This is a genomic window from Flavisolibacter ginsenosidimutans (assembly GCF_007970805.1).
Lineage (GTDB): Bacteria > Bacteroidota > Bacteroidia > Chitinophagales > Chitinophagaceae > Flavisolibacter > Flavisolibacter ginsenosidimutans.
In genome coordinates this window covers 2,880,440-2,905,581 of record NZ_CP042433.1, presented here as the reverse complement: position 1 = coordinate 2,905,581, position 25,142 = coordinate 2,880,440, and the positions used below count along the sequence as shown (strand labels likewise).

Sequence of the window (25,142 nt, the reverse complement as noted above, 5' to 3'; positions counted from 1 at the left end):
GTCAAAGGAGTTGGAGGAAAAGATTGAACGGTTGGAAGAACGGTTCATTAACGAGGAAATCAAGGCCGACTTATACGAGAAGTTTTCCCGCAAGTTTAAGGGCGAAAGGAAGGAAATGGAAGCCTATGTCGGCATGACCACTTTTTCCGCCTCGAACCTAGAAAAGTTTGTCAAACGCTCTACCGAATATCTCATGGAACTCCCGTCTGTATGGACTTCCAGCGATTACAAGGGTAAACAAACGCTTCAATTTTCCATCTTCCCCGAAGGAATCCATTATTCGAAGAAAATCGACCAACCTCGAACCGTAAAAATGAATTCTATTTTTACGCTAACTGCCCGCCAGAAGGGACTTGTAGAGGAAAGAGGAACCGGAACTTCTGAGCTAATTTTCAGAAATTCCGGTTTGGTAGCCTCGACAGGAATCGAACCTGTATCTGGAGCTTCGGAAACTCTTATACTATCCATTGTACTACGAGGCCAAGGTGGTTATCCGGTTATCAGTTTAATCGGATTATCAGATACCTATTTTATTAGTCCGTGTGCGTTAAACGCAAAGATCTTTACTGCAATGGCGAGCAATATTACGCCAAAAAACTTTCGCACCGCAATCAATCCAGCCGGACCCAAAGCTCTTTCGATCAGGCCCATTGATTTTAACACGATAAAAATAAAAACAAGGTTGGCCAGAATGCCAAACAAGATAACCGGAGAGTCATAATTGGCTTTTAGCGAAATGATGGTGGTTAGTGTGCCCGACCCAGCAATAAGCGGAAAAGCAATAGGAACAACCGTTGCCGAACGAATGTCGTTCTCGCTTTTAAAAAACTCAAGCCCGAGCACCATCTCCAAACCCAAAATAAAAATTACGATAGAGCCGCCAACGGCAAAAGACCGCACGTCCAATCCCAGCAATTTTAAAAACGGTGTGCCCAGGTAAAGAAACAAAATCATTAATGCACCGGAAATCAATGTAACCGTTCCCTCCCGAATGCCGCCCATCTTGCTTTTCATTGAAATTAAAACCGGCACGGTACCAATAATGTCAATGACAGCAAACAAAGTAAACGTAACCGTTAAAAAGTCGCTCAGCTTAAAATCCATAATACCGGGTTTGTACAAATGTAAAGGCTTCAAAAAAGTTTATGCCTTTACCAGGTCCTGAAAGTAAAAACCTGTTTTCGGTTGCAGTGTTGTAAAGCAGTTGTCGTTGCTATCCTGAACTTGCACTTTGTCATCCAAGTCTTGTTGAAGCACCGGGGCCGCGTATTCTTTAAAAACCTTTTCACCTTTTTTGAAGTGCACCGGCTTTGAAAAAATGGGCCCGTCAAAAACAAAAGAATGATACTCGCCGTTTTCACCACAAGGGTCAACGTTTTGCGGAAGGTCGTTTACAAAAGCTTCGTTCAAAAGCCTTCCGCAAAAACTTTCATTCAATTGTGAGCTGTTGGTGCAGGCGACAATGGATTGAAAACCGAAGTCGAAGAACTCGTTCATCAAGACTTTACTGTTCTTTCCCCAAAGCGGGAAGATGCATTGAAGCCCGTCTTTCATCAATAAATTTTGGCGATAAATTTTTAAATCTTCCAAAAAGATATCACCGAATACCCCGTGCGTGAAACCTTCCTGTTTTAATTGTTGATGCATCCGGTGAACGGCTTCTTCGTAAACCTTCATGCCGGGCATTTCGGGTAATTCAATTGTATAAAGCTGCAAGCCGATGGAGGCTGCCTGCGCTTCCAGCAATTCTCTTCGCACACCGTGCATAGAAATGCGGTTCGCGGTCGTATTCACCGTTGTTACCAATGCTTCTATTGGTACGCCTTGCTGTTTTGCTTTGTACAAAGCAAGAGCGGAGTCCTTGCCTCCGCTCCAACTGAAAAATGCTTTCATAAAAGAGGAGAGATTGGTAATTGGGATATTGAGATGTTGAAGTAATGAGCGCAAACAAAATATCCCAATATCCCAATATCATTTAAAAATTAAAACGCAAGCCGCTGTACGCGTTAAAGCCGGCCGTGTTGTAACCGTAAATATCCGAATAGCTTTCGTCAAAAAGATTGCGCAGATCGGCAAAGACTTTCAGACGGCTTTTTAAGAAGCCGTATTCAACATAGAAGTTTACCAGTGTGTACGGCTTTAGTGTGATGGATTGCGCGACAAAAGTTGTGGGGTCATAGTAAACGTCTTTGCGTTCGCCAACGTTGTTCACGTTAAGAGAAGCATACAAAGCTTTGGTGATTTGCGTGCCAAGGAAAACATTCATCGTGCTTTTCGGGCGGCGAAGCAAATTAAAATAAGTTGTGTCTTTGCTGCCTTGTTTCGTTGTAATCTTTCCGTCAACATAACTGTAGAATGCGCGCAGGCTAATCTTGTCGGTTAAGTTCAATATGCCGTCAACGTCAATTCCGTAATCGTGTTGCTTGTCCTGGTTTGTGTATTGCGCATACGGGGCTTGCGGAATGGAAAGAAAGGCAATCACATCTTTTACTCTTCTGTTGAAATACGTCACGCGAAAATTCGCTTTGCCGTCTTTTGAAAACACCTGTGCGCCGCCTTCAAGGTTCAACGATGTTTCGGGCTTTAAAATTTTGTTGCCGTAAAGCGAAAACAGTTGGTAAAGGCTCGGCGTTTTATAACCTGATGAAAGATTGGCAAAAACCTTCACCGTTTTTTGAATGAAAAAAGATGGGTTTAAGTTGTACGCAAGATTGCTTCCGTATGCCGAGTGATGGTTGTAACGGCCACCGCCTTCAACGGAAAAATTTTGATAGTGATAATGCAAAGCTGCGTAAGCGCTGGCTTGGGTCTGTTTGATGCTGTCGCTGCTGAGGGATGTTTTCTGCGGAACCGGTGAATAAATATTTATCTGTGTAGCGTTGTAATCATAATTCGACGCACGGTAATCTGCGCCTGCAGTTAACTTAACGGATGAAAAAGGATAAACAAAAAAGGCTTCGGCAAAATGTTCCGCGGCTTTGTAACGGGATCGATCATACTTGTAATACCCCGGAACGTCACTTGAATCGTTCAAATAAGCACGGTCGGTTTTGTTGAATTGATAAAGAACGTTCAACTGGCCTTTGCCCAGAGCCAAAATATTCTTCACGCCGGTTTGCAAATTCTTTGACGAGTAGGTGAAATCTTTTTCATCTACAAAAGCATCGTTGTCCAAAGCGCCGCTGTTTTTGTTGTAGCGAAAGAAAGGCTGAACGCGAAACGTCTTAGCCGTTTGAAAGCCAACGTTTGCTTGAAGATTGTTTTGATTGAACCCATCGCGGTCAAAGGTTTTTGTAGCGTTCGCCGGTTGTTTGGCTTCAGAAAAACCTTTTGTGCTGTTGTGCGAATAACCGATGTTGTAATCAAAATTTTTTGCCGCGCCGTTAATGCCGGCATTGCCTCTCCAGGTATTGTAGCTTCCGTAATCAATTACACCGTTTGCCGAAACAGCTTTTGTTCCGCCCTTTCGCGTAATGATGTTGATAACACCGGCAATGGCGTCGCTTCCGTACAAGGTGCTTTGGCTACCTTTTAAAATTTCAACGCGGTCCACTTCGTCAACGCTGATGTTGCGGATGTCGAAATTGCTGCCGATGCCCGAGGCATCGTACACTGGAACGCCATCAACGGTAATAAGCGTATAATCCACCTTGGCGCCGCGCAGGTAAATATTTTTTTCCTTGCCGGCATTGCTCGTGTAGCCGTTAATAAATACGCCGCCCAATTCGGTAATCAGTTGCGCCAAATCACGGCTCCCTGCTTTTTCAATTTGCTGCCTGTTAATGGTGACAACCACTTTGCCTGTCTCGGTTGTTTTTGTTGAAAACTTGTTGGCGGTAACGGTTAGGTTTTCGAGCGTGTCTTGCGCAAGTAAATGACTGCTGAAAAAAAGTGCAGCCACAGAAAAAAAATTTCGCATGTTGGTTTGAATTTTTTTTGTGACGGCGATCGAAAAAAGAAATAGAGAGAGATTTTCCGCGGCAAGTCTCTTCTCTGCTTTTCCTCCGAAAGCATGAATGTTGTTACTTGCAACGGGCAGGTCTTCTGGCTTCATTCTGCTGTTGCGGCCTTCCCATGATGCGGGCATCAAAGTGGCGCGGGGCAACAGTTTGAGCGATCGAACAGGAGCGCTGCTTGCGACTCGCTGCTACGGCTCGTGAACGTTACAGCTACGGGGATAGCGCCGGACTTTCACCGGCTTCCCTTTTCATTCTTCGTTTAATGGAAGAAACCAATTGCAGCGCAAATGTAGGGGAAAGGGGTTTAGACGAAGAGGCAAAGCCGCGCAGATTTTTATGTAACCAGCGTTTCGAATTCTGTTCATCGTCTGTTGCGTCGCACACTTGTGCGTTCAGAACTTTATTCAACTCTTTTTACACTGAAGGGCCACGAAGAAATTTCTTGTGCATCTCTCTGCTTAAAAGAGTTGAACGGCAAACAATGCAAAAGATCGTCTCCTTCTTCAGCGGCACAAGCGATTAATGATTGCTTTGTGATGCGGGAACTGCTGCAGCAAGCTTTCTTTATTTGCCATTTCAAAATCACTAAAATCAAAACCCGGCGAAACGGTGCAACCGGCAAGCGTAAAGGGTGTATCCACTGCGGGTTCGGCAGCAAACCAGGCACCGGCCGGAACAACAAATTGAAAGCTCTCGCCTTTCGCAAAATTGTTTCCCAGTTGCAAGCACGTGTAACCGCTTTCTTTACTCAGGCAATGAATGAGCAACGTTCCGCCAGCATAAAAATGCCAAAGCTCGTCGCTTTTAATGCGGTGAAAAGCCGAGTAATCGCCTTTTTGCAGCAGGTAGTAAATAGAAGTGGAATAATTTCTTTCGCCGCCGAAGGAAGACGGCAAGGCCTGTTCTTTTATCGTGCCTTTTGCGCGGTAAACTTCTTTGTAAAAGCCGCCTTCGGGGTGCGGGTTCAGATTTAGTTGACGAATGATTTCGGGTGCTGTCATGCAATAAAGTTGACGAGAAATTTTTGCAAAGCCGAACGTGCGTTAAGCAGAACGAAAGGAGGACGTTGCGTTATGCATAAACTGTCTTGCTTTCATTTGTCGTCGGCGCAAGCGTACCTTAAACGCTGTTATTGATCATGGGAATTACTTATCGCGAATACATGAAAACTCTTGCGGCTTTGTGACTTTATGCAAAAGCGCAAAGTCATGAAAATTATTTTTTTAAAACACTTGCACAGAAACAATTGTCACATTATGTTTGTCGCCGTTGCAGCAAACGCAACACCCTAACACAAATCCGTATCATGAAATTATACTCTCTTTGCTTTCGGCAACGATTGCTTGCTACATACACATTCAACAATCCCGACAAATTTTAAAACACCGTTTCTCTTTAACCGGCTTGCGCCGGCAGCTAACCTTATTTTTTTTAGGCGTTGAGGATGTACCCCGGGTTTCTACCAGGGGTTTTCTTTTTAACCACGGATTGTCGGGATTGTTTTGCGGTGCAGTCGCATTGACCATGTACAAAAGTTTGCCTATTGCTTACTGCCTGTTTGTTTCCGTTCCTGGCACAATTCAATCAACACGCCGTTAGTGCCCTTTGGATGAAGAAAGCAAACAAGTTTATTGTCCGCGCCGGGTTTTGGTGTTTCGTTTAGCAGAACAAAGCCTTCGCTTTTCAAGCGTGCCATTTCTGCCACAATATCTTCTACGTCAAAAGCAATGTGGTGAAGGCCTTCGCCTTTTTTGTCAACGAATTTTTGAATCACGCCGTCTTCTTTTGTTGATTCCAGCAATTCAATCTTCGTTTCGCCATGCTGAAAAAATGCGGTGGCTACGGCTTCGCTTTCCACGGTTTCGGTTTTGTAGCAAGATGTGTTCAGTAGTTTTTCAAACAGCGGCACGGAAGCCGACAACGATTTTACCGCGATGCCAATGTGTTCAACCTTACGCATAATGAGAAGTTTGGTAAGGCGATAAAATTACACTGCCGTTACGTTTGCTTTTTCAACGGTACGTGACCGGAAGTAAATTTGTGCTTAACCTTTATGCTTCATCTCCCAATTTATCTTGACCATAACGCCACCACGCCCTGCGACCCAAGGGTAGTGGATACGATGCTGCCTTATTTCTCGCAAAGCTTTGGCAATGCTGCAAGCCGCCATCATTCTTTTGGCTGGCAGGCCCAAGCCGCCGTTGACCAGGGAAGAGAACAAGTGGCGCAGTTAATCAATGCCGAACCAACCGAAATCATTTTTACCTCGGGAGCAACCGAAGCGGTTAACCTTGCCATCAAGGGTGTTTACGAAACATACAATTCAAAAGGGGCTCACATCATCACCTGCAGCATCGAACACAAGGCGGTTTTGGATACCTGCAAGCATTTGGAAAAGAAAGGCGCGGACGTAACGTATCTGCCCGTGAACGAAAAAGGTTTGGTCAACGTGGAAGAACTCGAAGCAGCAATCAAGTCAACAACAATTCTCATTGCCATCATGTACGCCAACAACGAAATTGGAACGATTCAACCCGTTGCCGAAATTGGCCGCATCGCCAAAGAAAAAAACGTTTTGTTTTTTAGCGATGCCACGCAGGCCGTTGGTAAAATTCCGGTTGATGTAATTCGCGACAACAGTGACTTGTTGGCCTTGAGTGCCCATAAATTTTACGCGCCAAAAGGCGTGGGCGCCTTGTACGTTCGGCGAAAAGCACCGCGGGTAAAGTTGACGGCGCAAATGGACGGCGGCGGTCACGAACGCGGCCTGCGCAGCGGCACGCTCAACGTTCCGGGCATTGCCGGTTTGGGTAAGGCTTGTCAACTTTGTTTAGATGAAACGCAAAAGGATGCGGCGCACACAAGCCGCCTGCGCGACAAGCTTGAAAAGGCCTTGTTGAAAATTGAAGGAACGTCTGTTAACGGTGATGCAAAAAGCCGCTTGCCGCAAATCACCAATCTTTCTTTTGCCGGCGTGGACAGCGAAGGCTTGCTAATGGCGTTGGGAAAAGAAATTGCGCTGTCTTCCGGCTCGGCCTGCACATCGGGTTCGCTGGAGCCTTCTTATGTTTTGAAAGCATTGGGCTTGAGCAACGAAGCCGCACACGGTTCGCTGCGCTTTGGCTTGGGCCGTTCCACCACCGAAGAGGAAATTGATTACACCATCGAGAAGGTTTCGGCAGCGGTGCAAGACCTTCGCGGGTTAAATCCGTTTTGGAAAGAAGTAAGCGCAAAACTCAAACGTTAAAAGTCAACGTGAACAAAGTGTTTTTGCCTTTTGAATTTTTAATTTTGAATGATGACAACAGCAACATTTGAAAATGCAATAACGATAACCGAGAAAGCCAAAGAGCAAATTCGCAAGCTCATGACCGATGCGGGCCAAACCGATTCCTCGTATTTTTTGCGGGTAAGCGTGGTGGGCGGCGGTTGCTCGGGACTAAGCTATAAAATGGATTTTGACAACGAAATCAAACCTGCCGACCAGGTTTTTGACAACAAAGACCTTAAAATCGTGACCGACCTGAAAAGTTTTTTGTACCTCGTAAACACCGAGCTTGATTACAGCGACGGGTTGAACGGCAAGGGCTTTCATTTCATCAATCCAAACGCCAGCCGCACCTGCGCCTGCGGCGAAAGCTTTGCAGTGTAAATTTTTCAACCCCGGCAACATCATCCCGTGCTCTGTTTGCAGCACGGGATTTTTCTATCCGCAGGAAAGTCACATTGCCTTACTTTGCAACCTCGCATTTTAAATTTTACATTTTAGATTCGGCATTTTCATGTGGCCCATTTGTAAAAAAGAACTCCGCCAAGCCTTTAGCTCGCTCACCGGTTACATCGCCATCGTTGTTTTTTTGCTGGCAAACGGCCTGCAGTTGTTTGTGCTGCGAAACAACATCCTGGAGTTTGGCTACGCTACACTGGATCCTTTTTTTTCCTTTGCGCCCTGGATTTTGCTGTTTTTAATTTCGGCCATTACCATGCGCAGCTTTTCGGATGAATTCAAAAGCGGCACCTTCGAAATTTTGGGAACGCGGCCGCTTAGCCGCTGGCAGATTGTAACGGGCAAGTTCTTTGGTGCTTTCGTCGTGGCGCTGATTGCGCTTTTGCCGACGCTTGTTTACTACTTTACCATCAATCATCTTGCGGCCACAACGGGCATTGATTCCGGTGCGGCCATTGGTTCTTATCTCGGTCTTATTTTACTCACGGGATTGTTTACGGCCATTGGTGTTTGTGCCAGCAGCTTTACCACCAATGCGGTGGTGGCTTTCATCATCAGCCTCATTGCCTGCGTGCTTTTTTATTACGGTTTCAGTGCGCTGAGCGAATTGCCGCTCTTTCAAAACGGTGCGGATTATTATATCGAAATGCTCGGCATCAACTTTCATTACCAAAGCATTAGCCGCGGCGTAATTGACACGAGAGATGTAATTTATTTTCTCGGCTTCATTCTTTTCTTTTTACTTCTTACCCAACAAAGCCTTAGCAAACGATGGCTGAAAAACCGAAAACGAAACACGTTGTGGTGGATTGGCTTATTGGCAGGTTTGGTAGCAATAAATTTTCTGGCTTCTGTTTTTCATGCCCGCTTTGATTTAACGCAGGAGAAGCGTTATTCACTTACGTCAACCACGAAGGATTTGCTGCGCAACCTGCAATCGGACGTGGTGATTGACGTGTTTTTGAAAGGCGATTTTCCGGCGGACTTTCGTAAGTTGAGCAACGCCACGCAAGAGTTTTTGACGGTGTTGAAAGACGCTAATCCGGCCCGCGTTAAATACCGTTTTGTTTCGCCCGATGAAGATGCGGGCAATGGCAAAACCTGGGGCGATTCTCTGCGCAGTGCCGGTCTCGGTCCCATCAACGTAAAGGCACAGGTAAAAGCCGGGGAAGAATCGAAATACATTTATCCTTATGCTTTGCTACGCGTGGGCAATCAAATCGAAGTCGTCAATCTTTTTCTGAGCAATAAGCCTGACGTTACGCCAAAAGACCTTAACAACGCCGAAGCGATGATGGAATACGGCTTTGCCAAAAGCTTGGACAAGGTGACGAACCCGCAAGTCAGAGCCATTGCTTACGCGGTGGGAAATGGCGAGCCCGTGGACAACCGCATTTACGATCTGCAGCAAATAACCGCGGCCGATTATCGCATGAGGCCTTTTGACCTGAACGTTTTTCCGTACATACCAAAAGAAGCAACGGTGCTGTTGATGGTAAAGCCGGCGAATGGATTCAGCGAAGCCGAAAAGCTAAAGATTGATCAATACATGATGAACGGCGGCAAGGTGTTGATGTTTATTGACAACCTGCACGCCGAACAGGACAGCCTGAGTTTTAAACGCGAGTTGATTGCTTACGACCGGAATCTGAACCTTACTGATTTGTTGTTTAATTACGGTGCCCGCATCAACGCCGATCTTGTGATGGATCTTCAATGCGACTTCCTCCCTTTTGCCGTAGGTGGCACAGCAGACAAGCCGCAGTACGAATTTTTGCACTGGAATTATTACCCGCTTTTCGAAACCCGAAACAATCATCCCATCAACAAAAATCTTGGGCTTGTAGCCGGCCGTTTTGTGAACTCGATGGACACCGTAGAAGCCGAAGGAATTAAAAAAACATACTTGCTGCAAAGCAGCAACAACTCCCGTACCATCAGTACACCGGCGCTCATTTCAACCAACGAAAACCGCAACGCACCCGAAGACGCGAAGTTTAAAAAGAACGGCATTCCCGTTGCCGTTTTGCTCGAAGGAAAATTTTCTTCGCTGTACAAAGACCGCGTTAGCAAGGCGCAGATGGACAGCCTTGCGCAATCGGGCGGCTTTAAGGAGAACAGCGGTGCGGACGGTAAAATGATCGTTGTTGCCGACGGCGACATGGTATTAAACGATGTGTCGAACAAGCAAGGACCTTTGCCCATGGGCATGAACTTATTTACAATGGGTTCGCAATACGAATACCCTTTTGCCAACCGGGATTTTTTACTGAATTGTTTGGAATATTTAACGAGCAAATCAAGCATCATTGCTACACGCGATAAAGAGATCGTGTTGCGCCTTCTCGACCCCAAAAAAACCGAAGCCGAAAAAAGCAAGTGGCAACTGGTGAACATTGCTTTGCCCTTTGCGCTGGTGATTTTTTTCGGCATAATTTACCAGAGCCTTCGCCGCCGGCGCTTTGCTTCATAATAAATAAAAGAATACTCTTTCCATAACAGCCCGCTAATTCCATCCTTTAAGCCGGGTTAGCAGGAAAGACAAGCGCCTTCCCGTTTCTGCATCCGCAATATCTTTACCGCTTAAACACGGATTGGATTTATGACGGTGGATCAACTTACGTACTTGGTATTTGGATGTGTTTTACTCGTTGCCGTTGTAGTTGATTTGGGCTTGCTGAGCAAGCGGTCAACGGAGATCAACATCAAAAAAGCCTTTGGGCAAACCTTGTTCTGGGTTTTGCTGGCCTTTGGCTTCTTCGGCTTTTTGTGGTGGAAGGAAGGCAATGTAACGGCACTCGAATACCTGAGCGCTTACCTGATGGAATGGAGCCTGAGTATTGACAACATTTTTGTTTTCATTCTCATCTTCAGCTTTTTTAAAATCCGCTCCGATCACGTGGCCCGCGCCTTGCTCATCGGCATCATGATGGCCATTGTATTGCGTGTAATTTTTATTACGGTAGGAGTGGTGTTGGTCGAAAAGTTTGATTGGATACTTTACATCTTCGGCGCTTTTCTCATTTATACCGGCATTAAAATTTTTACCGTTAAGGAAGAAGGCGGATTCGATCCGGAAACCAATCCCGTCTACCGTTTGCTGAACAAAGTTGTTCCCATTTACCATCACGATGTGAGTGGAAAATTTTCCGTAAAACGAAACGGCAAACGTTATTTCACCAACATGTTTGTGGTAATTGTTTTGTTGGCCACAACGGACATTGTGTTTGCGCTCGACAGCATTCCGGCCGTGTTTGCCATTAGCCAGGACAGGCTGGTGATTTATACCTCAAACATTTTTGCAGTGCTTGGCTTGCGTTCCTTGTTTTTTCTTCTGCGCGGCGCGGTGGCCCGTTTCGAATATTTGCAGCAGGGCATTGCCATCGTACTCATTTTTATTGGCGGCAAAATGCTGGCCGAAGAATGGCTGCATCGTTATCTTACCAAAAACCAACTGGTGCTTATATCGCTTTTGGTGATTGTGCTGTGTCTGGTTGGTTCCATTGTTTATTCGCTCCAGGCTTCGCGTAGAAAGAAAAATGAAAATGATTTGATTTGACAACGGAAAAGACTTGCAAATTGTTTGCGACACGCAATATCCCAATACTTCAATATCCCAATAACTTACCTCATGTCTTCGTACACACTTGCGCAAATTACTAAGGTTGTAAACGGGTCGTTGTCGGGCAACGGAAACATGGGGATTGCGCAGTTGGTTTACGACAGCCGCCGCATTCAACATCCGCAAACCGCTTTGTTCTTCGCTTTGCAAACGGCCAATGCCGATGGACACGATTACGTTAACGAAGCCTACAAAAAAGGCGTTCGTTCGTTTGTTGTTAGCAAGAATATTTCACTTAAAGAAGCAAACGTCATTTTGGTTGGCGACACCTTAACGGCTTTGCAGAAATTAGCCGCCTGGCACCGCGGCCATTTTCACATGCCCGTTATCGGCATAACGGGTAGCAACGGCAAAACGGTGGTGAAGGAATGGCTCAACGCTTTGCTGGAAGACGATTACCAAATTGTGCGCAGTCCTAAAAGTTTCAATTCGCAAATCGGCGTGCCGCTCAGCGTGTGGCAGATGGAAGCGCAACACACGCTGGGCATTTTTGAAGCCGGTATTTCGCAGCCCGGCGAAATGCAAAAGCTCGAACGCATCATTCAGCCGACCGTTGGCGTGCTGACAAACATCGGCGAAGCACACAGCGAAGGCTTTACGTCAACAGAAGAAAAGCGAACCGAAAAACTGCGGCTATTTACACAGGCAGACGTTGTCATTGGCGAAGCAGGAAACCTTGCTTCTTTGTCAACCAAAAAATTTACGTGGAGCAAAAACGAAGAAGCAACGCTGCGCATTCGTCAAATAAAAAAAGAGCGAACGTCAACGGTTATTGAAGCGGATTACAAAGACGAATTTCTTTTGCTCTCCATTCCGTTTACCGACGATGCTTCAATTGAAAACAGCATTGCCTGTTGGTGCGTATTGCTTCAATTTGGGTTAAAGCAAGAAACCATTCAAGAGCGGATGAATGCTCTTCATCCCGTTGACATGCGCTTGCAATTAAACCACGCCATTAACGATTGTCTTCTCATCAACGACAGTTACAGCGCCGACACAACTTCATTGCGCATTGCGCTTGATTTTCTGGCGCAGCAAAGCGCCGGATTAAAGCGTACCGTCATCCTTTCTGATTTTTACGAAAGCGGAAAAAGGGAAGAAGAACTTTACGCAGAAATTGCGCAACTGCTCAATCAATACAAGGTTGAAAAAGTCATCGGTATCGGAAAAGAAATTGCAAGTCAACTGCCGTTAAAAATTGACGCCGTCAACTTTCAGTCGTACACCACAACGGAAGATTTCCTGCAACAATTCAAGAGCTCGGACTTTTACAAAGAGATTGTTTTACTGAAAGGCGCACGCAAGGCGGGCTTTGAACGCATTGCTTCTTTGTTTGAAGAAAAATTGCACGGTACGGTGTTGCAAATTAACCTGGCTGCTGTCACACACAATTTAAAAGAATACCAAAAGCGGCTTAAGCCTTCAACAAAAATCATGGCGATGGTGAAGGCCTTTGCCTACGGCAGCGGCGGCGCGGAGATTGCTTCGGTTTTGCAATTTAGCAACGTTGCGTTCCTGGGTGTGGCTTATGCCGACGAAGGCGTGGAGTTGGTACAAGCGGGTGTGAACATTCCGATCATGGTCATGAACGCCGAACCTTCGTCTTTTGCTGCTATTGTCGAACACGAACTACAACCCGTTGTTTATTCCAAAGCTTTGCTGCAAAGCTTCGGGGCTTACATCAGGCAACAAGGCTTGTCTGCTTATCCCGTTCATCTCGAAATTGAAACCGGCATGAACCGCCTTGGGTTTTCGCTCAGCGAGGTTGATGAAGTGGCAAGGCATCTTGCAGCAAATTCTTACCTGTCCATTCAATCCGTGTTCAGTCATTTAGCCGGCAGTGAAGATCCGGGCGAAGACGCTTTCACACAACAACAAGCGGCGCGTTTTCACGAAGCAGTTTCCGTGCTTCAACAGCACATCACGTATCCTTTTTTAAAACACATTTCCAATTCGGCGGCCATGGTTCGACACCCGGACTTGCAATTGGACATGGTTCGTTTGGGCATTGGTTTATACGGCATCGAACCTGATGCGGAAGACGTGCTCCGCTTGCAACCTGTGGCTACGCTTCGCTCAACCGTTGCGCAAATCAAGCAAATAAAAAAAGGAGAGTCGGTAAGCTATAACCGAAGAGGCATGGTAAACCGAGATTCAAAAATCGCGACCGTTCGCATTGGCTATGCCGATGGTTATTCGAGACGCTTTGGCAACGGCATAGGCAAGATGCTCGTGAACGGAAAGCCAGCGCCGGTAATTGGAACAGTTTGCATGGACATGACCATGCTTGATGTAACCGATATTGACGGCGTGAAAGAAGGCGATGACGTGATTGTTTTCGGTGCGGATTTGCCGGTACAGGAAGTTGCAAAACAGGTCGGTACCATACCGTACGAGATCATGACTTCTGTTTCGCAACGGGTGAAGCGGGTTTATTATTTTGAATGAGAAACTTCATTCTTATTCGCTAACTGTCCGCAGGCCGCATCAATGTCTTTGCCCCTGCTTCTGCGCAAACGTGCGTTCACCTTGTGTTTTTCCAAATAAGCCATGAACTCGTTCATGCGCTGCTCCGAAGGCTTTTCAAACCTGGCAAAATCAATGGGGTTGTATTCGATGATGTTCACCAAATCGGCCGGAACCTGGCGATAGATTTTAATGAGGTCTTCGGCATCCTTCACACTGTCGTTGAAATTATTGAAGAGAATGTACTCCAACGTGATTTCGTTCTTTGTTTGTTTATAAAAATGATTCAGCGCTTCAACAAGTGCTTTCAGGTTGTTGGTTTCGTTGATGGGCATGATCTCGTTGCGCTTAACATCATTCGCGGCGTGCAGCGAAAGCGCCAGCTTGAATTTCACCTTGTCATCGCCCAACTGCTTAATCATTTTGGCCACGCCTGCGGTAGAAACCGTTATGCGCCGCGGACTCATTGCCAGCCCGTCTTCCGCCGTAATTTTTTCAATTGCCTTCAACACGTTTTTGTAGTTCAGCAGCGGTTCGCCCATGCCCATGAACACAATGTTCGAAAGCTTCTTGCCGTGAATGCGTTCACTTTGCTGGTTGATTAAAACCACTTCGTCGTAAATCTCATCGAAGTCGAGATTGCGTTTCCGTTCAATGTAACCCGTTGCGCAAAAGCGGCAACTGAGCGAACAACCAATTTGCGAGGAAACACAAGCCGTGTTGCGGCTCTCGGTTGGAATCAAAACCCCTTCGCACAAAAAACCTTCGTGTGTTTTGAAACCCGATTTCACCGTTCCATCGGCGCTGTATTGCGTGCTGTCGAGCGTTAAGGCCGGCAACGAAAAATTCTCGCCCAACTTCTGGCGAAGTTCTTTGCTCAGGTTGGTCATGTCGGCAAAAGACTGCGCACCTTTTTGCCAAATCCACTCCCATACTTGCTTTGCACGGAACTTTTTCTCGCCATTTAACAGGAGGAAATCTTCCAGTTCGGCATAGCCGAGCTGGCGAATGTTGTGAATTTTTTTTGCCGTGTGAGAAGCTGTCGCTGCCATCGCGCAAAGATACTTTATCCGCTTTAGGCGGATGCTTTTTGCGCCTTATCTTGCGAAGTCTTTAACAGGCCTTGAGCTGTGAGCGTTCAGCTATGAGCTGTCGGCCTTTTCACTTAATAGCGAGAGCCAAAAGCTGATTGCTCACGGCTGATAGCTGAATGCTTAAGAAATGAAAAACGTTTACGTTATAGACGCAATTCGCACGCCACTAGGGAAATACGGCGGTGCATTGGCCACGGTTCGCCCCGATGATTTGCTTGCGCACGTAATTAAAGAATTGCTGGACCGAAACCCTTCGGTTGATCCGTCGAGCATTGAAGACGTGATTGCCGGCGATGCCAACCAGGCCGGCGAAGACAATCGCAACGTGGCACGGATGGCCGCCTTGCTGGCCGGTTTGCCTGTAACCGTTCCGGGCAATACCGTTAATCGTTTGTGTGCTTCAGGATTGCAAGCCATCATGGATGCTTCGCGGCAAATTGAATGCGGTGACGCCGAACTGATGATTGCTTGTGGTGTAGAAAGCATGAGCCGTGCGCCGTTTGTAATGCCAAAAGCAACAACGCCGTTTCAACGTACAACCGAGGTTTACGATACGACCTTGGGCTGGCGTTTTGTAAACAACAAACTTGCTGATGTTTATTACCCGTACAGCATGGGCGAAACCGCCGAGAACGTGGCAAGGCAATGGAATGTTAGCCGCGGGGCGCAGGACGAATGGGCTCTGTCATCACAGGAAAAATATTTTGCCGCATTGGAAAAAGGAATCTGGAAAGAAGAGATTGTTCCAGTAGAGATTCCTGCTGAAAAAGGAACGACTAAACTTTTTGATTCCGACGAACATCCGCGTAAAACATCGCTTGAAAAACTTGCCTCTTTAAAACCGGCTTTTGTAAAAGATGGAACTGTGACGGCGGGCAATGCCGCAGGAATTAATGACGGCGCTGCGGCGATGTTGCTGGCAAGTGAAAGCGCGGTAAAAAAATTTGGATTGAAACCCGTTGCCAAAGTGATTGCCTCAGCCGTTGCCGGTGTTGATCCAAGCATTATGGGAATCGGTCCTGTGCCAGCCACGCAAAAAGCCTTGAAGCGGGCTTCGTTGTCTGTTGCCGACATGGATTTAATTGAATTGAACGAAGCCTTTGCTTCGCAGGTGTTGGCATGCATTCAGGATTTGGGCTTGGATAAAAGCAAGATCAATGTAAACGGTGGTTCTATTGCGCTTGGTCATCCCCTTGGTTGTAGCGGTGTGCGGCTTTCAACAACACTTGTCCACGAAATGAAACGAAGAGGCAGCAAATACGGCCTGGCAACAATGTGCGTTGGGGTAGGACAAGGGGCAAGTATAATTTTTGAAGGTATCGTCTGAACCGGAATTTGTGAGACGATTGGAATTGGCGGGATGTAATGGTTTATCAACGAGAATTGTTATGCGAGTTATGCTTGTTCTATTTCTGAGTATCGGTTTTGTTTCCTGCTTTCTTGTTAAAGATTACAAGCGAAAGGAATTGACGTATGTGCAAAACGGCCAATCGCAGACCGTATCCATTCTTGTTCCCAAAGGTTACGTGAAAGAAGAAGCAAAAGATACGGCGGGTATCTACCTGCACAGTTTTCAATATCCCGGCGGCGCTACCTTGTATGCCGCTTATCTCACCGATACAGCCTACGAATTGCAATCGTTCAACAAAAGCCTTCATCAGCCGTTGGAATTGCCGCAGGGCGGCCTTGTTTACAAAGGCCAGGACTCAACCGATTTGTTTTACCGCGAGATAAGGCAGAGCCATTTGCGCTTTGGCTACCGCAGCGTTTCTTCGGCTAACGAAGTTTTTTTTGATTCGGCAACGAATTATGCGGCATGGCAGAAACAGTGAGCGGTTCGCTTACACTTCTTCAAAACTCACGTTGCGGTACAACTCGTTTACCGGGCAGGAAAAATGGATGGTTTCAATTTGAAAAAGGTCTTCAGGATCTGTGGTTTCCCGAAAGTTCCAGAAACTTGTCTCCTGTTTAATAAAACGCTCCACTGAAATTTCCAGCGAAGAAATAAGGACGTATTCTTTTAAAGAAGGAAGGCTACGGTATAACCGAAACTTTTCACCCCGGTCATAGTTTTTTGTTTTTTTTTTTGAAAGCACTTCAATGATGACGGCAGGGTTTGTTATTGTGTCATTTCGTTTATTCCAGCGATTAAGTTCGCCGCAAACAATGCTTAGATCCGGATAGGTGAACAACGTGTTTGCTTCGTTGTGAATTTTTAAATCGCTGGGAAAAACTTCGCAGCCTTTGCCTTCTAAAAAATTATCCAGGCTGTTTAAAACATTCCTTACAATTCGGTTGTGCGCAATGCTGCCGCCGGCTATCGCAAACACTTCGCCCTGATAATATTCGTGCTTTTCTTCTGCTTCGTCTTCCAACAAAAGATAGTCTTCAACGCTAACGTATTTTGGTGCGGGAACTGCGCGCATGATTCAAATTTACGCCTTCCTCAAAACAACTTGTATAGCAGCCTTCTCACCAGGCGGTAATTGGTAATGATGGAAAGCGCAATCAGGACTATGGCCAAAACAATCACACTCCAATGCACCGTCGTATGAAGTTCTTCGCGGTCGTACATCGCAAAATGATGAAAAGCCCATTGCATGAATTGTGTGAATGAAAGTGCAACCAACACAATGGAAACGTAAACAGGAATAAAACGCTGCGACACATTCTTGCTTAACCAAAGCGGCGAATAGCCTATCAAAAGCAGAAGCTGAAGATTTTCCTTGCTGCGGGCAATGACGAGTTGCAGGTAAAACGAAAACAACATCAGCGCCATTACCACCACCAATAATCCAAACACGCCAAGTCCGGTAAAGATGCCTTCCATTACTTGTTTGGTGCGGCCCATTTTTGTCTTGTCCCTGTTGGTTACATAACCTTTTTGGTCTAAAAAGGAAAGCAGTTCAGGGTTGTTGGCATCGGTGGTTTTGATGTAAAGCCGCGAGTAACCCTGCGTTGGCGTTTCGCCGTAATTCCTGTTGGCCCAGTCCAAAAAAGATTTGGGCACAATGACGGTGTTCAGCCGGTCGCTGAAGGCTACGACACTGCCGTACAAATCCAATCGTTGCCCTTTGCCGGAAACCGAGAGAACGACGGGTATGTTCATGGCCGTTTCCTTCGAAACCTGCGATAAACCTTGCGAAGGCGCAAACACGTTGAACATTTCAAGGTAATCGGACGACACAATGATGGGCACTTTCAACTGTCCTTCCACCCAATGAAAGGTGGGCGGCACGGTGTCTAAGAATTCGTCTTCAATGCTCTCTACGAAAAGGTCAGTTTTAAAGGGCAGGATATTTCCCGCACTCAGTTGCACGCGAAAAAGGTTTGATTGCAAGGGTGCTACATCGGTGACAAAGGGTTTGCTTTTTAATTCTTCCACCTCTTTGTCGGTAAACACATTTTTTTCCGGCTGGCCCATCGTTTCGTTCGTCACTTTTTTGGTAATGGAAATAAAATCAAAACCGTTTTTGCGGATGCTGCCTTCTTTCATCAACTGCTGAATGTTGACGAACATTTGCACGGAAGCCAGCAGCAGCAAAACGCCAATGCCCAAACCAATGTACGAGAACCAACGTGAGGCCGCGTTGGTGCCGGTTTGCAAAAGAGGTTTTATGGGTTTGAAAGAAAGCATGAACAGTTTGTAGTTTATAGTTTGTGGTTAGCGTGTTGTGCGTGGATGCTTTACAGATGATACAGTTTTGTGAAAGGAAAATAATCGATGCGTTCAAGGTCGGCGAAGACGATGGCCGCGCCGCGAACTTTTGCTTCTTCCAGCATCAGGTCCATTGCCCGCATCGAATTGTTATTGTCCAAGTGACTGAAAGGTTCGTCGAGCAGCAAAAACTGAAAGGGTTGCAACAGGGCGCGAATGATAGCCACGCGTTGCTGCTCACCGTACGAGCAGGTTTTGCATTTCGAATTCAACTTGCTGCCAATGCCCAAACGCTCGGTCATTTCTTTAATTCTTTCAACGGGATGGAAGGGCTGCAATTGGTGCTTGATGAATAAATTTTCGTACACAGTTTGTTCGGGCAGAAGGCGCATGTCCTGTAAAACAATGCTGACTTTTTCTTTTCGCTGCGCGGCAAAGTCTTCGGCATTAAAGGTTCTGATGGAACGCTTTTCGCCGTAACTGATCTCGCCGTGGTAATCGCTTCGCAGGCCGTACAAAAAGTGCATGAGCGATGTTTTACCGCTGCCCGACGGGGCCACAATTTTCACCATCTCGCCGGGCTGAAAGGAAAGCTCTTTGCCCCAGACTTCGGAGGTTTGTTTCCGTGTGTCGGGGAAATAAATTGGGAGAAGGTTGTTAATGGTTAATTGCATAAGAATCCAAAATTCAAAAGCCAAAATTCAAGATTGCTGCGCAGCGGGACGAACGTACAAGAGTGCGACGCAACTGGGCTTCATGGATAGACAGGCTTCTGGTTCATAAAAATTACACCGACAATATCGTTCATAAAAAAGCCGCAGCGGCAAACATACTCACTGCGGCTTTTTATTGAAAAGGTTTTGCTTAATGTTTCGGCTCTTCCACAACGGGTGGCGGAGGAGTGGTTGTCGTTGTTGTTGAATCAACCGACATGTTTTGCGTATCGTTTTCCATTGCCACTTTGTTTGCTTTGTAGGCCGTGTGCATTTTTTCGATGTATTGATTCAATTGTTTCAGGCTGTTGGTTTTGCCGTCAACCATGTTGATGGTAATTTCTGATGTAGCCACGCCGTCTTTGTATTCATCGGCTACCATTACTACGTCCTGCCACACGGCTGCGGATTCGGCCAGCATGCTTTTTGCCATCGCGCCGCCTTTGAAATCCGTTTTCAACAAGCGCTGTACGTCAAGATAAAAGCCAAAAGGATGGCCGCTGATCTTGTCGGTAAAGGCATGCTTGGTTGTGTTGCCGCTTAAAAAACCGTTCACCGCCGCAGCCTTGTTGCCGGCCACAAACCAATCGTTGTTCAACTGGTAAGCGAAGGAGCCTTCCGGCACTTGCGGCTTCACAATGTTCATTAGTTTTTCGAACGATGCTTTTTGATTCACGTTCGTGGCAAAAAGAAAACTCATGTCGGGGCTTTTGGTTGATACCGTCATTGGTTTTCCGTCCGAAGACACACCGTAACTGATGGTCGTGTCTTTCATTTGCAAGTCAGACAGCGCCATTACAAACTGGCCTTTCGTAGCGCTCAACACTTCGTCAAGTGAAGTATTTGCTTTGGAAAGAAACATGTTGGCCATGCCGTCCACACCAATGGTTTTCAAAAACTCTTTCAATCCCTGCGGGTCAGTGTTCATGGCCATTACACCAATTACATTGTCGGAAGGAATGCGGTCGAGCACAGAAGCGTCCACGTTTTTGAACTTCCATTTGTCCATCGCCTTCTGCATTTCCTTGCCGTAGAACTGCTTCATCTTTGCGGCAATCTTGCCGTCTTCAAAATTGACGGTGCCGGCGGCTACGTTGTCTTCCAGCAGGCTGCCAAATTTCATCATGCTCAGCATGCCGGCCATGTCGGAATACAAAACACCGGAATTCACCCACACGTGCATGTCGCCGGTTTCTTTCATTACCGAGGCAAAGCGGTCGTCATCAAAAAGGCTGGCGTCGCTGTTAGTCATAACCTGCTTGACAAAAACTTTAAGGCTGTCGGCTTTGTAGCGTGTGATTTCGTTCATGCCGCCGCCCATTGGGTTCATGCCGCCCAAGGGCACGTCGTTTATGACGGCAAACTTGCTGTTGTTCCAGGTAACAACGGTATTGTCATCCGAAGCAATCGAGTTCCACTCTCCGTCTTTTTCGGTCTTGTCCTGGTGACTGATTTTTTTGGCGAGGGTTTCAAAGGCTGCCGCGTCTTTTACGCTGCCTTCAAACACACTAAAGCCGCCGCGGCCTCTTTTCTTTAGAAAGAAGGCAAAGTCGCTGCCGGCATCAATGCCCGAAGCCTTTGGGTCGTCCATTATTTTTTTTGCCAGCGAATCTTTGCTTTCGTTATAAGCGTCTTTGAACCAGTCGGTTTTTTTGATGTCGTCCCAACTGAGTTTGGAGGAAAGCGAAGCGGAATTGATGTGAAGAACAACGGCCGCGTCTTTTGGAATGGCGAGGCCCGATTTGTTGGCGCTCTTGCACGAAGCCAGCAGCAATGCGGCGCCGGCAAGCGCAGTTAGAAATGGTGTACGTTTCATGTTTTCTTTTTTAAAGAGCTCAAATAAACAAAAATTCTTTCAGCTTTTCGAACGGCAGCTTTTGCTGCTGGCCGCTGCGCAAATCTTTTACAACAGCGGTTTGTTCGGCCACTTCCGCAGAGCCGATGATGATGATGAACGGAATGTTTTTTTTCTCGGCGTACTTAAACTGCTTGTCGAATTTTTGCGCTTCGTGAAAAATTTCGGCGGGCACGCCGGCGCTTCGCACTTCTTGCAAAAGGCGATAGGTTGTTTTGGCCTCTTCGTCGCCAAGGTTAAAGAATAAAACTTTGGTTCCCTTCTCAACGGTTTCGGGAAAGAGTTTGAGGTCTTCCATCACATCATAGATGCGGTCAACGCCGAAAGAAATGCCGACACCAGGAACATTGGGAACGCCAAACAAGCCTGTTAAGTCATCGTATCTGCCGCCACCGCCGATGCTGCCTATTTTAACTTCTGCAGGTGCTTTAGCTTCGAAAATTATTCCAGTGTAATAATTTAGTCCTCTTGCAAGAGTCGTATCTACAACTATTGTTTTATTGTCGTTGCCATGATTCAGTACGTACTCAATTTCATCAATACCTTCAAGCGCAATAGGAACTTTCTGAAATAAAACTCTTAATTGGCGTAGCCTTTCCTGATTCGTATTTGGGTGCGTTGATATAAAAAGAAAACCATTTGTTATGAAGACGACATCTCCTTCATCCAAGCCAATTTTCCTTAGTTCTTCCTCGACGCCTTTTAATCCTATTTTATCAAACTTGTCCAAGGCTATCGTTATTTCTAGAAATTTCTCTGCGGCCTTAACCCTTTCTGCTAAGCCAGTCAAAATCTTTCTTGAATTAATTCTTAATTCATAATTCTTAATTCCTAATTGTGTAAAGGCCTGATGGTAAATATTGGTGAGTTCAACTTCGTTCAACAACGATTTGCTTCCCACCACATCGGCATCGCATTGATAGAACTCGCGGTAGCGGCCGCGTTGCGGTCTGTCGGCACGCCACACCGGTTGAATCTGGTAGCGCTTGAACGGAAAAGTTAGCTGGCCGTGATTCATTGCCACATAGCGTGCAAACGGTATGGTGAGGTCATACTTCAACGCACGTTCTGTAAGATTTTTATCGTTCTTTCCCTGCAAGGCATTTTCAAAAGCAGCTTTTGATTTTTCGATGTTCTTCGCATCGCCTAAGCCGTTGTTGAGGACTTTAAAAATTAGCTTGTCGCCTTCTTCGCCGTATTTGCCCATCAAGGTTTCCAGGTTTTCCATCGCCGGTGTTTCCAGCGGTTGAAAACCGTAAAGCTCAAACACGGCTTTGATTGTATTTAAAATGTATTGGCGTTTGCGCACTACTTCGGGACCAAAATCTCTTGTGCCTTGCGGGAGGGAAGGTTTCATCAAAAATTATAAATTAAGAATTCAGAATTAAGGATTGCGAGCCAGCAATCATTTTTCAATTTGCACATTTGCGTATTTGCTGATGATCGCATCGCATGTTTCGTCAATCAATTTGTACACCTCGTGATAACCGGGTTCGGTGCCGTACCAGGGATCGGGCACAGACTTGTTTTTGCCGGGATGGAGTTCGTTTAAAAACAAGTCCACTTTTGCCGGGTTGTATTTTTCTTTTGCAATCCATTTTATTTCGTCCAGCACATCGTCTGCCATCGCGTAAATTTTATCATAGCGGTCAAAATCTTCTTTTACAAAACGTCTCGCACGCTGATCGCAAATGTCAATGCCGTTTAGTTTGGCCACTTTTTGCGAGAGGCGATGCGGTGCTTCGCCCACGTGATAACCGTTGGTGCCCGCACTGTCAACCACCCAATCAAGTCCGGCTTCTTTCGCCCTGTGTTTCAAGATTCCTTCGGCCAACGGGCTTCGGCAAATGTTTCCCAGGCACACCATCAAAATTTTCATCTGCTAAATTTTTGCAGCGCAAAACTAAGCCTTTGCGGGTGGAAAGAATTTTGATAAAACTTATGGAAACAAATGCGCAGGTCATCTCAACTGTAAACCACACACCATGACCAGCCAGCAAATTTTACAAGCGGATGTTCTTGACATTTTGTTCGAAAAGCGCAACAAGGATTACGGCGCTTATTTGCTTCGCAGAAATTATTCGGCGCAACTTTTAAAGGCGATGGGCATTACCGCTTTGCTCGTGATTGCCTTGTTGTTTTTGGGAAATTCATCGTCAACAAAATCGGTTGTTGCAAAATTGAATGACAACGGCTTTGTGGTAAAACAGGTAGAATGGCCCAAAGAAAAAATCGAACCGCCAAAACCAAAAGTACAGCCGCCCGCAACCCAACAACCGGCGAAGACGGAAGTGCTGCTTGATAAAATAAAACCCGTTGAAAAAACAACAACGATCATTGCCACACAGAAAGATTTGGACGATGCTTTGCCCGGCACAGCAAAGGTTGATGGCCCGCCCGCAACCGCAATACAAGCGCCGCCGTTGCCGCCATCAACCGGTAATGGAACAGCAGAAAAAGAGACGGAAAAAGTGGCTCCGCCTTTGCCCAACCGCCAGCCGCAATTTCCGGGCGGAGCAGAAGCATGGCAAAAGTTTTTAAGCCGCAATCTTGCACCGCCTGCTGATTTGGAACCCGGCGAAAAACGTTCGGTGCTTGTTCGCTTTTCGGTTGATCAGGATGGCGTGATTACAAACTTTGTAGTCGTTCAATCGGGCGGCGCTGATTTTGACAACGAAGTCATTCGCGTGTTGAAAAAAATGCCGCATTGGCTACCCGCCATCCAGAATGGGAGAGCCGTGGCGGTGAACTTTACACAGCCGGTAATCTTTCAGGCTGCGGAATAGCGTTGCGCAAGACCGCGTTTTTAAAAATCATAACTTGCCGCACCCAAAATTTTTTTATGCTCGACGATTTTCAGGAGAAGCAACGGCAGCAAGGAACACGCATGCGTTCGGTAATGGATTACACCATGGGCATCGTGTTCTTTTTCCTTGGGCTTTTTTTTATCCTCTACCGGCAGTTCGGCATTCGCATCATGGCCAGGGAGCCATCGAACCTTGATTATTTTATCGGTGGCCTTTTTGTTGTTTACGGCAGTTGGCGTTTTTACCGCGGCTATAAAAAGAATTACTACAGATGAAAGGCTTGCAAAGAATTGGTTTTTTAATTTTTGGTGTGGTTTTTTTGGCCGGTTGTAAAAACAGCGGAGCAGAAAGGCCCGACCGCTTTGACAGCGGCATACTGCACATTAGTTGCGACGAAAGTTTTAAACCCGTGATGGATGCGCAAATTCAGGTTTACGAGGCACAGTATCCCGACGCAAAAATTATTGCGCATTACAAACCCGAAGCTGACTGCATCAGTGATTTTCTGGTGGATTCGGTTCGGCTGATCGTTGCCACGAGAGGCTTCTCGGAAAAAGAAAAGACAGCCATCTCCGATTCGTTGAAAGTAGCGCCGGAAAAATTTACAGTGGCTTATGATGCGGTGGCGGTGATTGTTAATCCGCTGGCGGAGGATTCTTTTTTTACCGTAAATGATTTAAGAAAGCTCGTCAGCGGAAATTCTAATAAAAATCTAATTCCGGTGTTTGATGGCCTGAAAGCCACAAGTACGGTGCGGTTTATGCTTGATTCCGTGCTTCGCGGCAAACCGCTTGGAAAAAACGTTGTGGCCGCTGAAAGCAGCCAGGGAGTTATAGATTACGTGGCGAAGACCAAAAACGCCGTTGGTTTTTTGGGCATCAGTTGGCTTGGCAATTTCGACGATTCTTTGCAGCGGTCCTATTTAAAAAAAGTCCGGCTGGCCCGCCTGGAAAGTACCGACAGTGCCGGTGGGTATGTGTTACCGGTCCAGTATTTAATTTACAGCCGCTCTTATCCGTTCATCCGCGATTTGGTATGCGTCTTGAAAGAACGTTATACCGGTCTGGCCAACGGTTTTGTGAATTTTCTTCGCAGCGACCGCGGCCAGCTTCTTTTTCGCCGTTCTTACCTGTATCCGGCGGTCCGTGCCTTTTATGCACGCGACACCGAACTAAAGTAGAAGCATCGAAAAATTAACAAGCGGTGGTTGAACGAAACCGGATAATTTTAAATCTTAAAAA

General features: G+C 46.4%; 22 protein-coding genes, 1 tRNA gene and 1 riboswitch. Of the genes, 10 read left to right on the top strand and 13 right to left on the bottom strand.

The features are described from left to right. Nucleotides 1-407: 407 nt before the first annotated feature. The 6 genes from FSB75_RS11910 to mce form a co-directional block, all read right to left on the bottom strand. Nucleotides 408-482: transfer RNA gene (locus FSB75_RS11910), tRNA-Arg, on the bottom strand. A gap of 43 nt (nucleotides 483-525) precedes the next feature. After that, nucleotides 526-1,104, bottom strand: coding sequence for a MarC family protein (locus FSB75_RS11905; RefSeq protein ID WP_146787561.1), 579 nt, complete (start codon nucleotides 1,102-1,104; stop codon nucleotides 526-528). A gap of 39 nt (nucleotides 1,105-1,143) precedes the next feature. Then, nucleotides 1,144-1,893 (bottom strand): Dph6-related ATP pyrophosphatase, encoded by a 750-nt coding sequence (locus FSB75_RS11900; protein ID WP_146787557.1) that lies wholly within the window; start codon nucleotides 1,891-1,893, stop codon nucleotides 1,144-1,146. An 82-nt stretch (nucleotides 1,894-1,975) separates the two neighbouring features. Beyond that, on the bottom strand, nucleotides 1,976-3,919 hold the full coding sequence (locus tag FSB75_RS11895; protein WP_146787554.1) for a TonB-dependent receptor plug domain-containing protein: 1,944 nt from the start codon (nucleotides 3,917-3,919) through the stop codon (nucleotides 1,976-1,978). A 98-nt stretch (nucleotides 3,920-4,017) separates the two neighbouring features. After that, nucleotides 4,018-4,251, bottom strand: a riboswitch (cobalamin riboswitch). Nucleotides 4,252-4,462: 211 nt separating this feature from the next. Then, nucleotides 4,463-4,960, bottom strand: coding sequence for a cupin domain-containing protein (locus FSB75_RS11890; RefSeq protein WP_146787551.1), 498 nt, complete (start codon nucleotides 4,958-4,960; stop codon nucleotides 4,463-4,465). 539 nt (nucleotides 4,961-5,499) lie between these two features. Continuing rightward, nucleotides 5,500-5,919 (bottom strand): methylmalonyl-CoA epimerase, encoded by a 420-nt coding sequence (gene mce, locus FSB75_RS11885; RefSeq protein ID WP_146787548.1) that lies wholly within the window; start codon nucleotides 5,917-5,919, stop codon nucleotides 5,500-5,502. Between the two features lie 93 nt (nucleotides 5,920-6,012). Between mce and FSB75_RS11880 the strand changes: the two genes are divergently transcribed. From FSB75_RS11880 to FSB75_RS11860, 5 genes are all read left to right on the top strand, one after another. Then, nucleotides 6,013-7,206: an IscS subfamily cysteine desulfurase gene (locus FSB75_RS11880; RefSeq protein WP_146787546.1), complete on the top strand. Its 1,194-nt coding sequence runs from the start codon at nucleotides 6,013-6,015 to the stop codon at nucleotides 7,204-7,206. A 48-nt stretch (nucleotides 7,207-7,254) separates the two neighbouring features. Further along, nucleotides 7,255-7,611 carry a HesB/IscA family protein gene (locus FSB75_RS11875; RefSeq protein ID WP_146787543.1) on the top strand — a complete coding sequence of 119 codons (357 nt, stop codon included), beginning with the start codon at nucleotides 7,255-7,257 and terminating at the stop codon, nucleotides 7,609-7,611. A gap of 130 nt (nucleotides 7,612-7,741) precedes the next feature. Further along, nucleotides 7,742-10,159 (top strand): gliding motility-associated ABC transporter substrate-binding protein GldG, encoded by a 2,418-nt coding sequence (gldG, locus tag FSB75_RS11870; protein ID WP_146787540.1) that lies wholly within the window; start codon nucleotides 7,742-7,744, stop codon nucleotides 10,157-10,159. Nucleotides 10,160-10,288: 129 nt separating this feature from the next. Beyond that, a complete protein-coding gene (locus tag FSB75_RS11865) occupies nucleotides 10,289-11,245 on the top strand; it encodes a TerC/Alx family metal homeostasis membrane protein (protein WP_146787537.1) in 957 nt (318 codons plus the stop codon). Between the two features lie 72 nt (nucleotides 11,246-11,317). Beyond that, nucleotides 11,318-13,756, top strand: a complete 2,439-nt coding sequence (locus FSB75_RS11860) for a bifunctional UDP-N-acetylmuramoyl-tripeptide:D-alanyl-D-alanine ligase/alanine racemase (protein ID WP_146787534.1) — start codon at nucleotides 11,318-11,320, stop codon at nucleotides 13,754-13,756. On the opposite strand, the gene rlmN is transcribed toward FSB75_RS11860, so the two are convergent. Beyond that, nucleotides 13,744-14,826: a 23S rRNA (adenine(2503)-C(2))-methyltransferase RlmN gene (gene rlmN / locus FSB75_RS11855; protein WP_146787530.1), complete on the bottom strand. Its 1,083-nt coding sequence runs from the start codon at nucleotides 14,824-14,826 to the stop codon at nucleotides 13,744-13,746. The genes FSB75_RS11860 and rlmN overlap by 13 nt on opposite strands. A 169-nt stretch (nucleotides 14,827-14,995) precedes the next feature. Here rlmN and FSB75_RS11850 point away from each other — a divergent pair, with 169 nt between their 5' ends. Together FSB75_RS11850 and FSB75_RS11845 are read left to right on the top strand one after the other, a co-directional pair. Then, entirely contained in the window at nucleotides 14,996-16,195 is a 1,200-nt protein-coding gene (locus tag FSB75_RS11850) for an acetyl-CoA C-acyltransferase (RefSeq protein ID WP_146787527.1), read from the top strand. Between the two features lie 70 nt (nucleotides 16,196-16,265). After that, the gene (locus FSB75_RS11845) at nucleotides 16,266-16,700 is read left to right on the top strand and encodes a hypothetical protein (protein WP_146787524.1); all 435 of its coding nucleotides are present in this window, start codon (nucleotides 16,266-16,268) and stop codon (nucleotides 16,698-16,700) included. A 9-nt stretch (nucleotides 16,701-16,709) separates the two neighbouring features. Here the strand turns inward: FSB75_RS11845 and FSB75_RS11840 are convergent, their stop codons facing one another. The 6 genes from FSB75_RS11840 to FSB75_RS11815 form a co-directional block, all read right to left on the bottom strand. After that, nucleotides 16,710-17,294: a Uma2 family endonuclease gene (locus FSB75_RS11840; protein WP_146787521.1), complete on the bottom strand. Its 585-nt coding sequence runs from the start codon at nucleotides 17,292-17,294 to the stop codon at nucleotides 16,710-16,712. A 20-nt stretch (nucleotides 17,295-17,314) separates the two neighbouring features. Continuing rightward, complete coding sequence (locus tag FSB75_RS11835) at nucleotides 17,315-18,505, bottom strand: hypothetical protein (protein ID WP_146787518.1); 1,191 nt, start codon at nucleotides 18,503-18,505, stop codon at nucleotides 17,315-17,317. A gap of 50 nt (nucleotides 18,506-18,555) precedes the next feature. Then, a complete protein-coding gene (locus tag FSB75_RS11830) occupies nucleotides 18,556-19,200 on the bottom strand; it encodes an ATP-binding cassette domain-containing protein (protein WP_146787515.1) in 645 nt (214 codons plus the stop codon). 190 nt (nucleotides 19,201-19,390) lie between these two features. After that, nucleotides 19,391-21,055, bottom strand: a complete 1,665-nt coding sequence (locus tag FSB75_RS11825) for a DUF4836 family protein (RefSeq protein ID WP_146787512.1) — start codon at nucleotides 21,053-21,055, stop codon at nucleotides 19,391-19,393. A gap of 19 nt (nucleotides 21,056-21,074) precedes the next feature. Next, nucleotides 21,075-22,451, bottom strand: coding sequence for a histidine--tRNA ligase (hisS, locus tag FSB75_RS11820; RefSeq protein ID WP_146787509.1), 1,377 nt, complete (start codon nucleotides 22,449-22,451; stop codon nucleotides 21,075-21,077). Nucleotides 22,452-22,499: 48 nt separating this feature from the next. Next, on the bottom strand, nucleotides 22,500-22,973 hold the full coding sequence (locus FSB75_RS11815) for a low molecular weight protein-tyrosine-phosphatase (protein WP_227990566.1): 474 nt from the start codon (nucleotides 22,971-22,973) through the stop codon (nucleotides 22,500-22,502). Nucleotides 22,974-23,079: 106 nt separating this feature from the next. Here FSB75_RS11815 and FSB75_RS11810 point away from each other — a divergent pair, with 106 nt between their 5' ends. The 3 genes from FSB75_RS11810 to FSB75_RS11800 are packed head-to-tail and all read left to right on the top strand — an operon-like array spanning nucleotide 23,080 to nucleotide 25,081. Continuing rightward, on the top strand, nucleotides 23,080-23,880 hold the full coding sequence (locus FSB75_RS11810) for an energy transducer TonB (RefSeq protein WP_146787505.1): 801 nt from the start codon (nucleotides 23,080-23,082) through the stop codon (nucleotides 23,878-23,880). Nucleotides 23,881-23,936: 56 nt separating this feature from the next. Next, nucleotides 23,937-24,176: a hypothetical protein gene (locus tag FSB75_RS11805; RefSeq protein ID WP_146787502.1), complete on the top strand. Its 240-nt coding sequence runs from the start codon at nucleotides 23,937-23,939 to the stop codon at nucleotides 24,174-24,176. Further along, nucleotides 24,173-25,081: a PstS family phosphate ABC transporter substrate-binding protein gene (locus FSB75_RS11800; protein WP_146787499.1), complete on the top strand. Its 909-nt coding sequence runs from the start codon at nucleotides 24,173-24,175 to the stop codon at nucleotides 25,079-25,081. The genes FSB75_RS11805 and FSB75_RS11800 overlap by 4 nt, the downstream gene beginning before the upstream one ends. Nucleotides 25,082-25,142 lie beyond the last annotated feature (61 nt).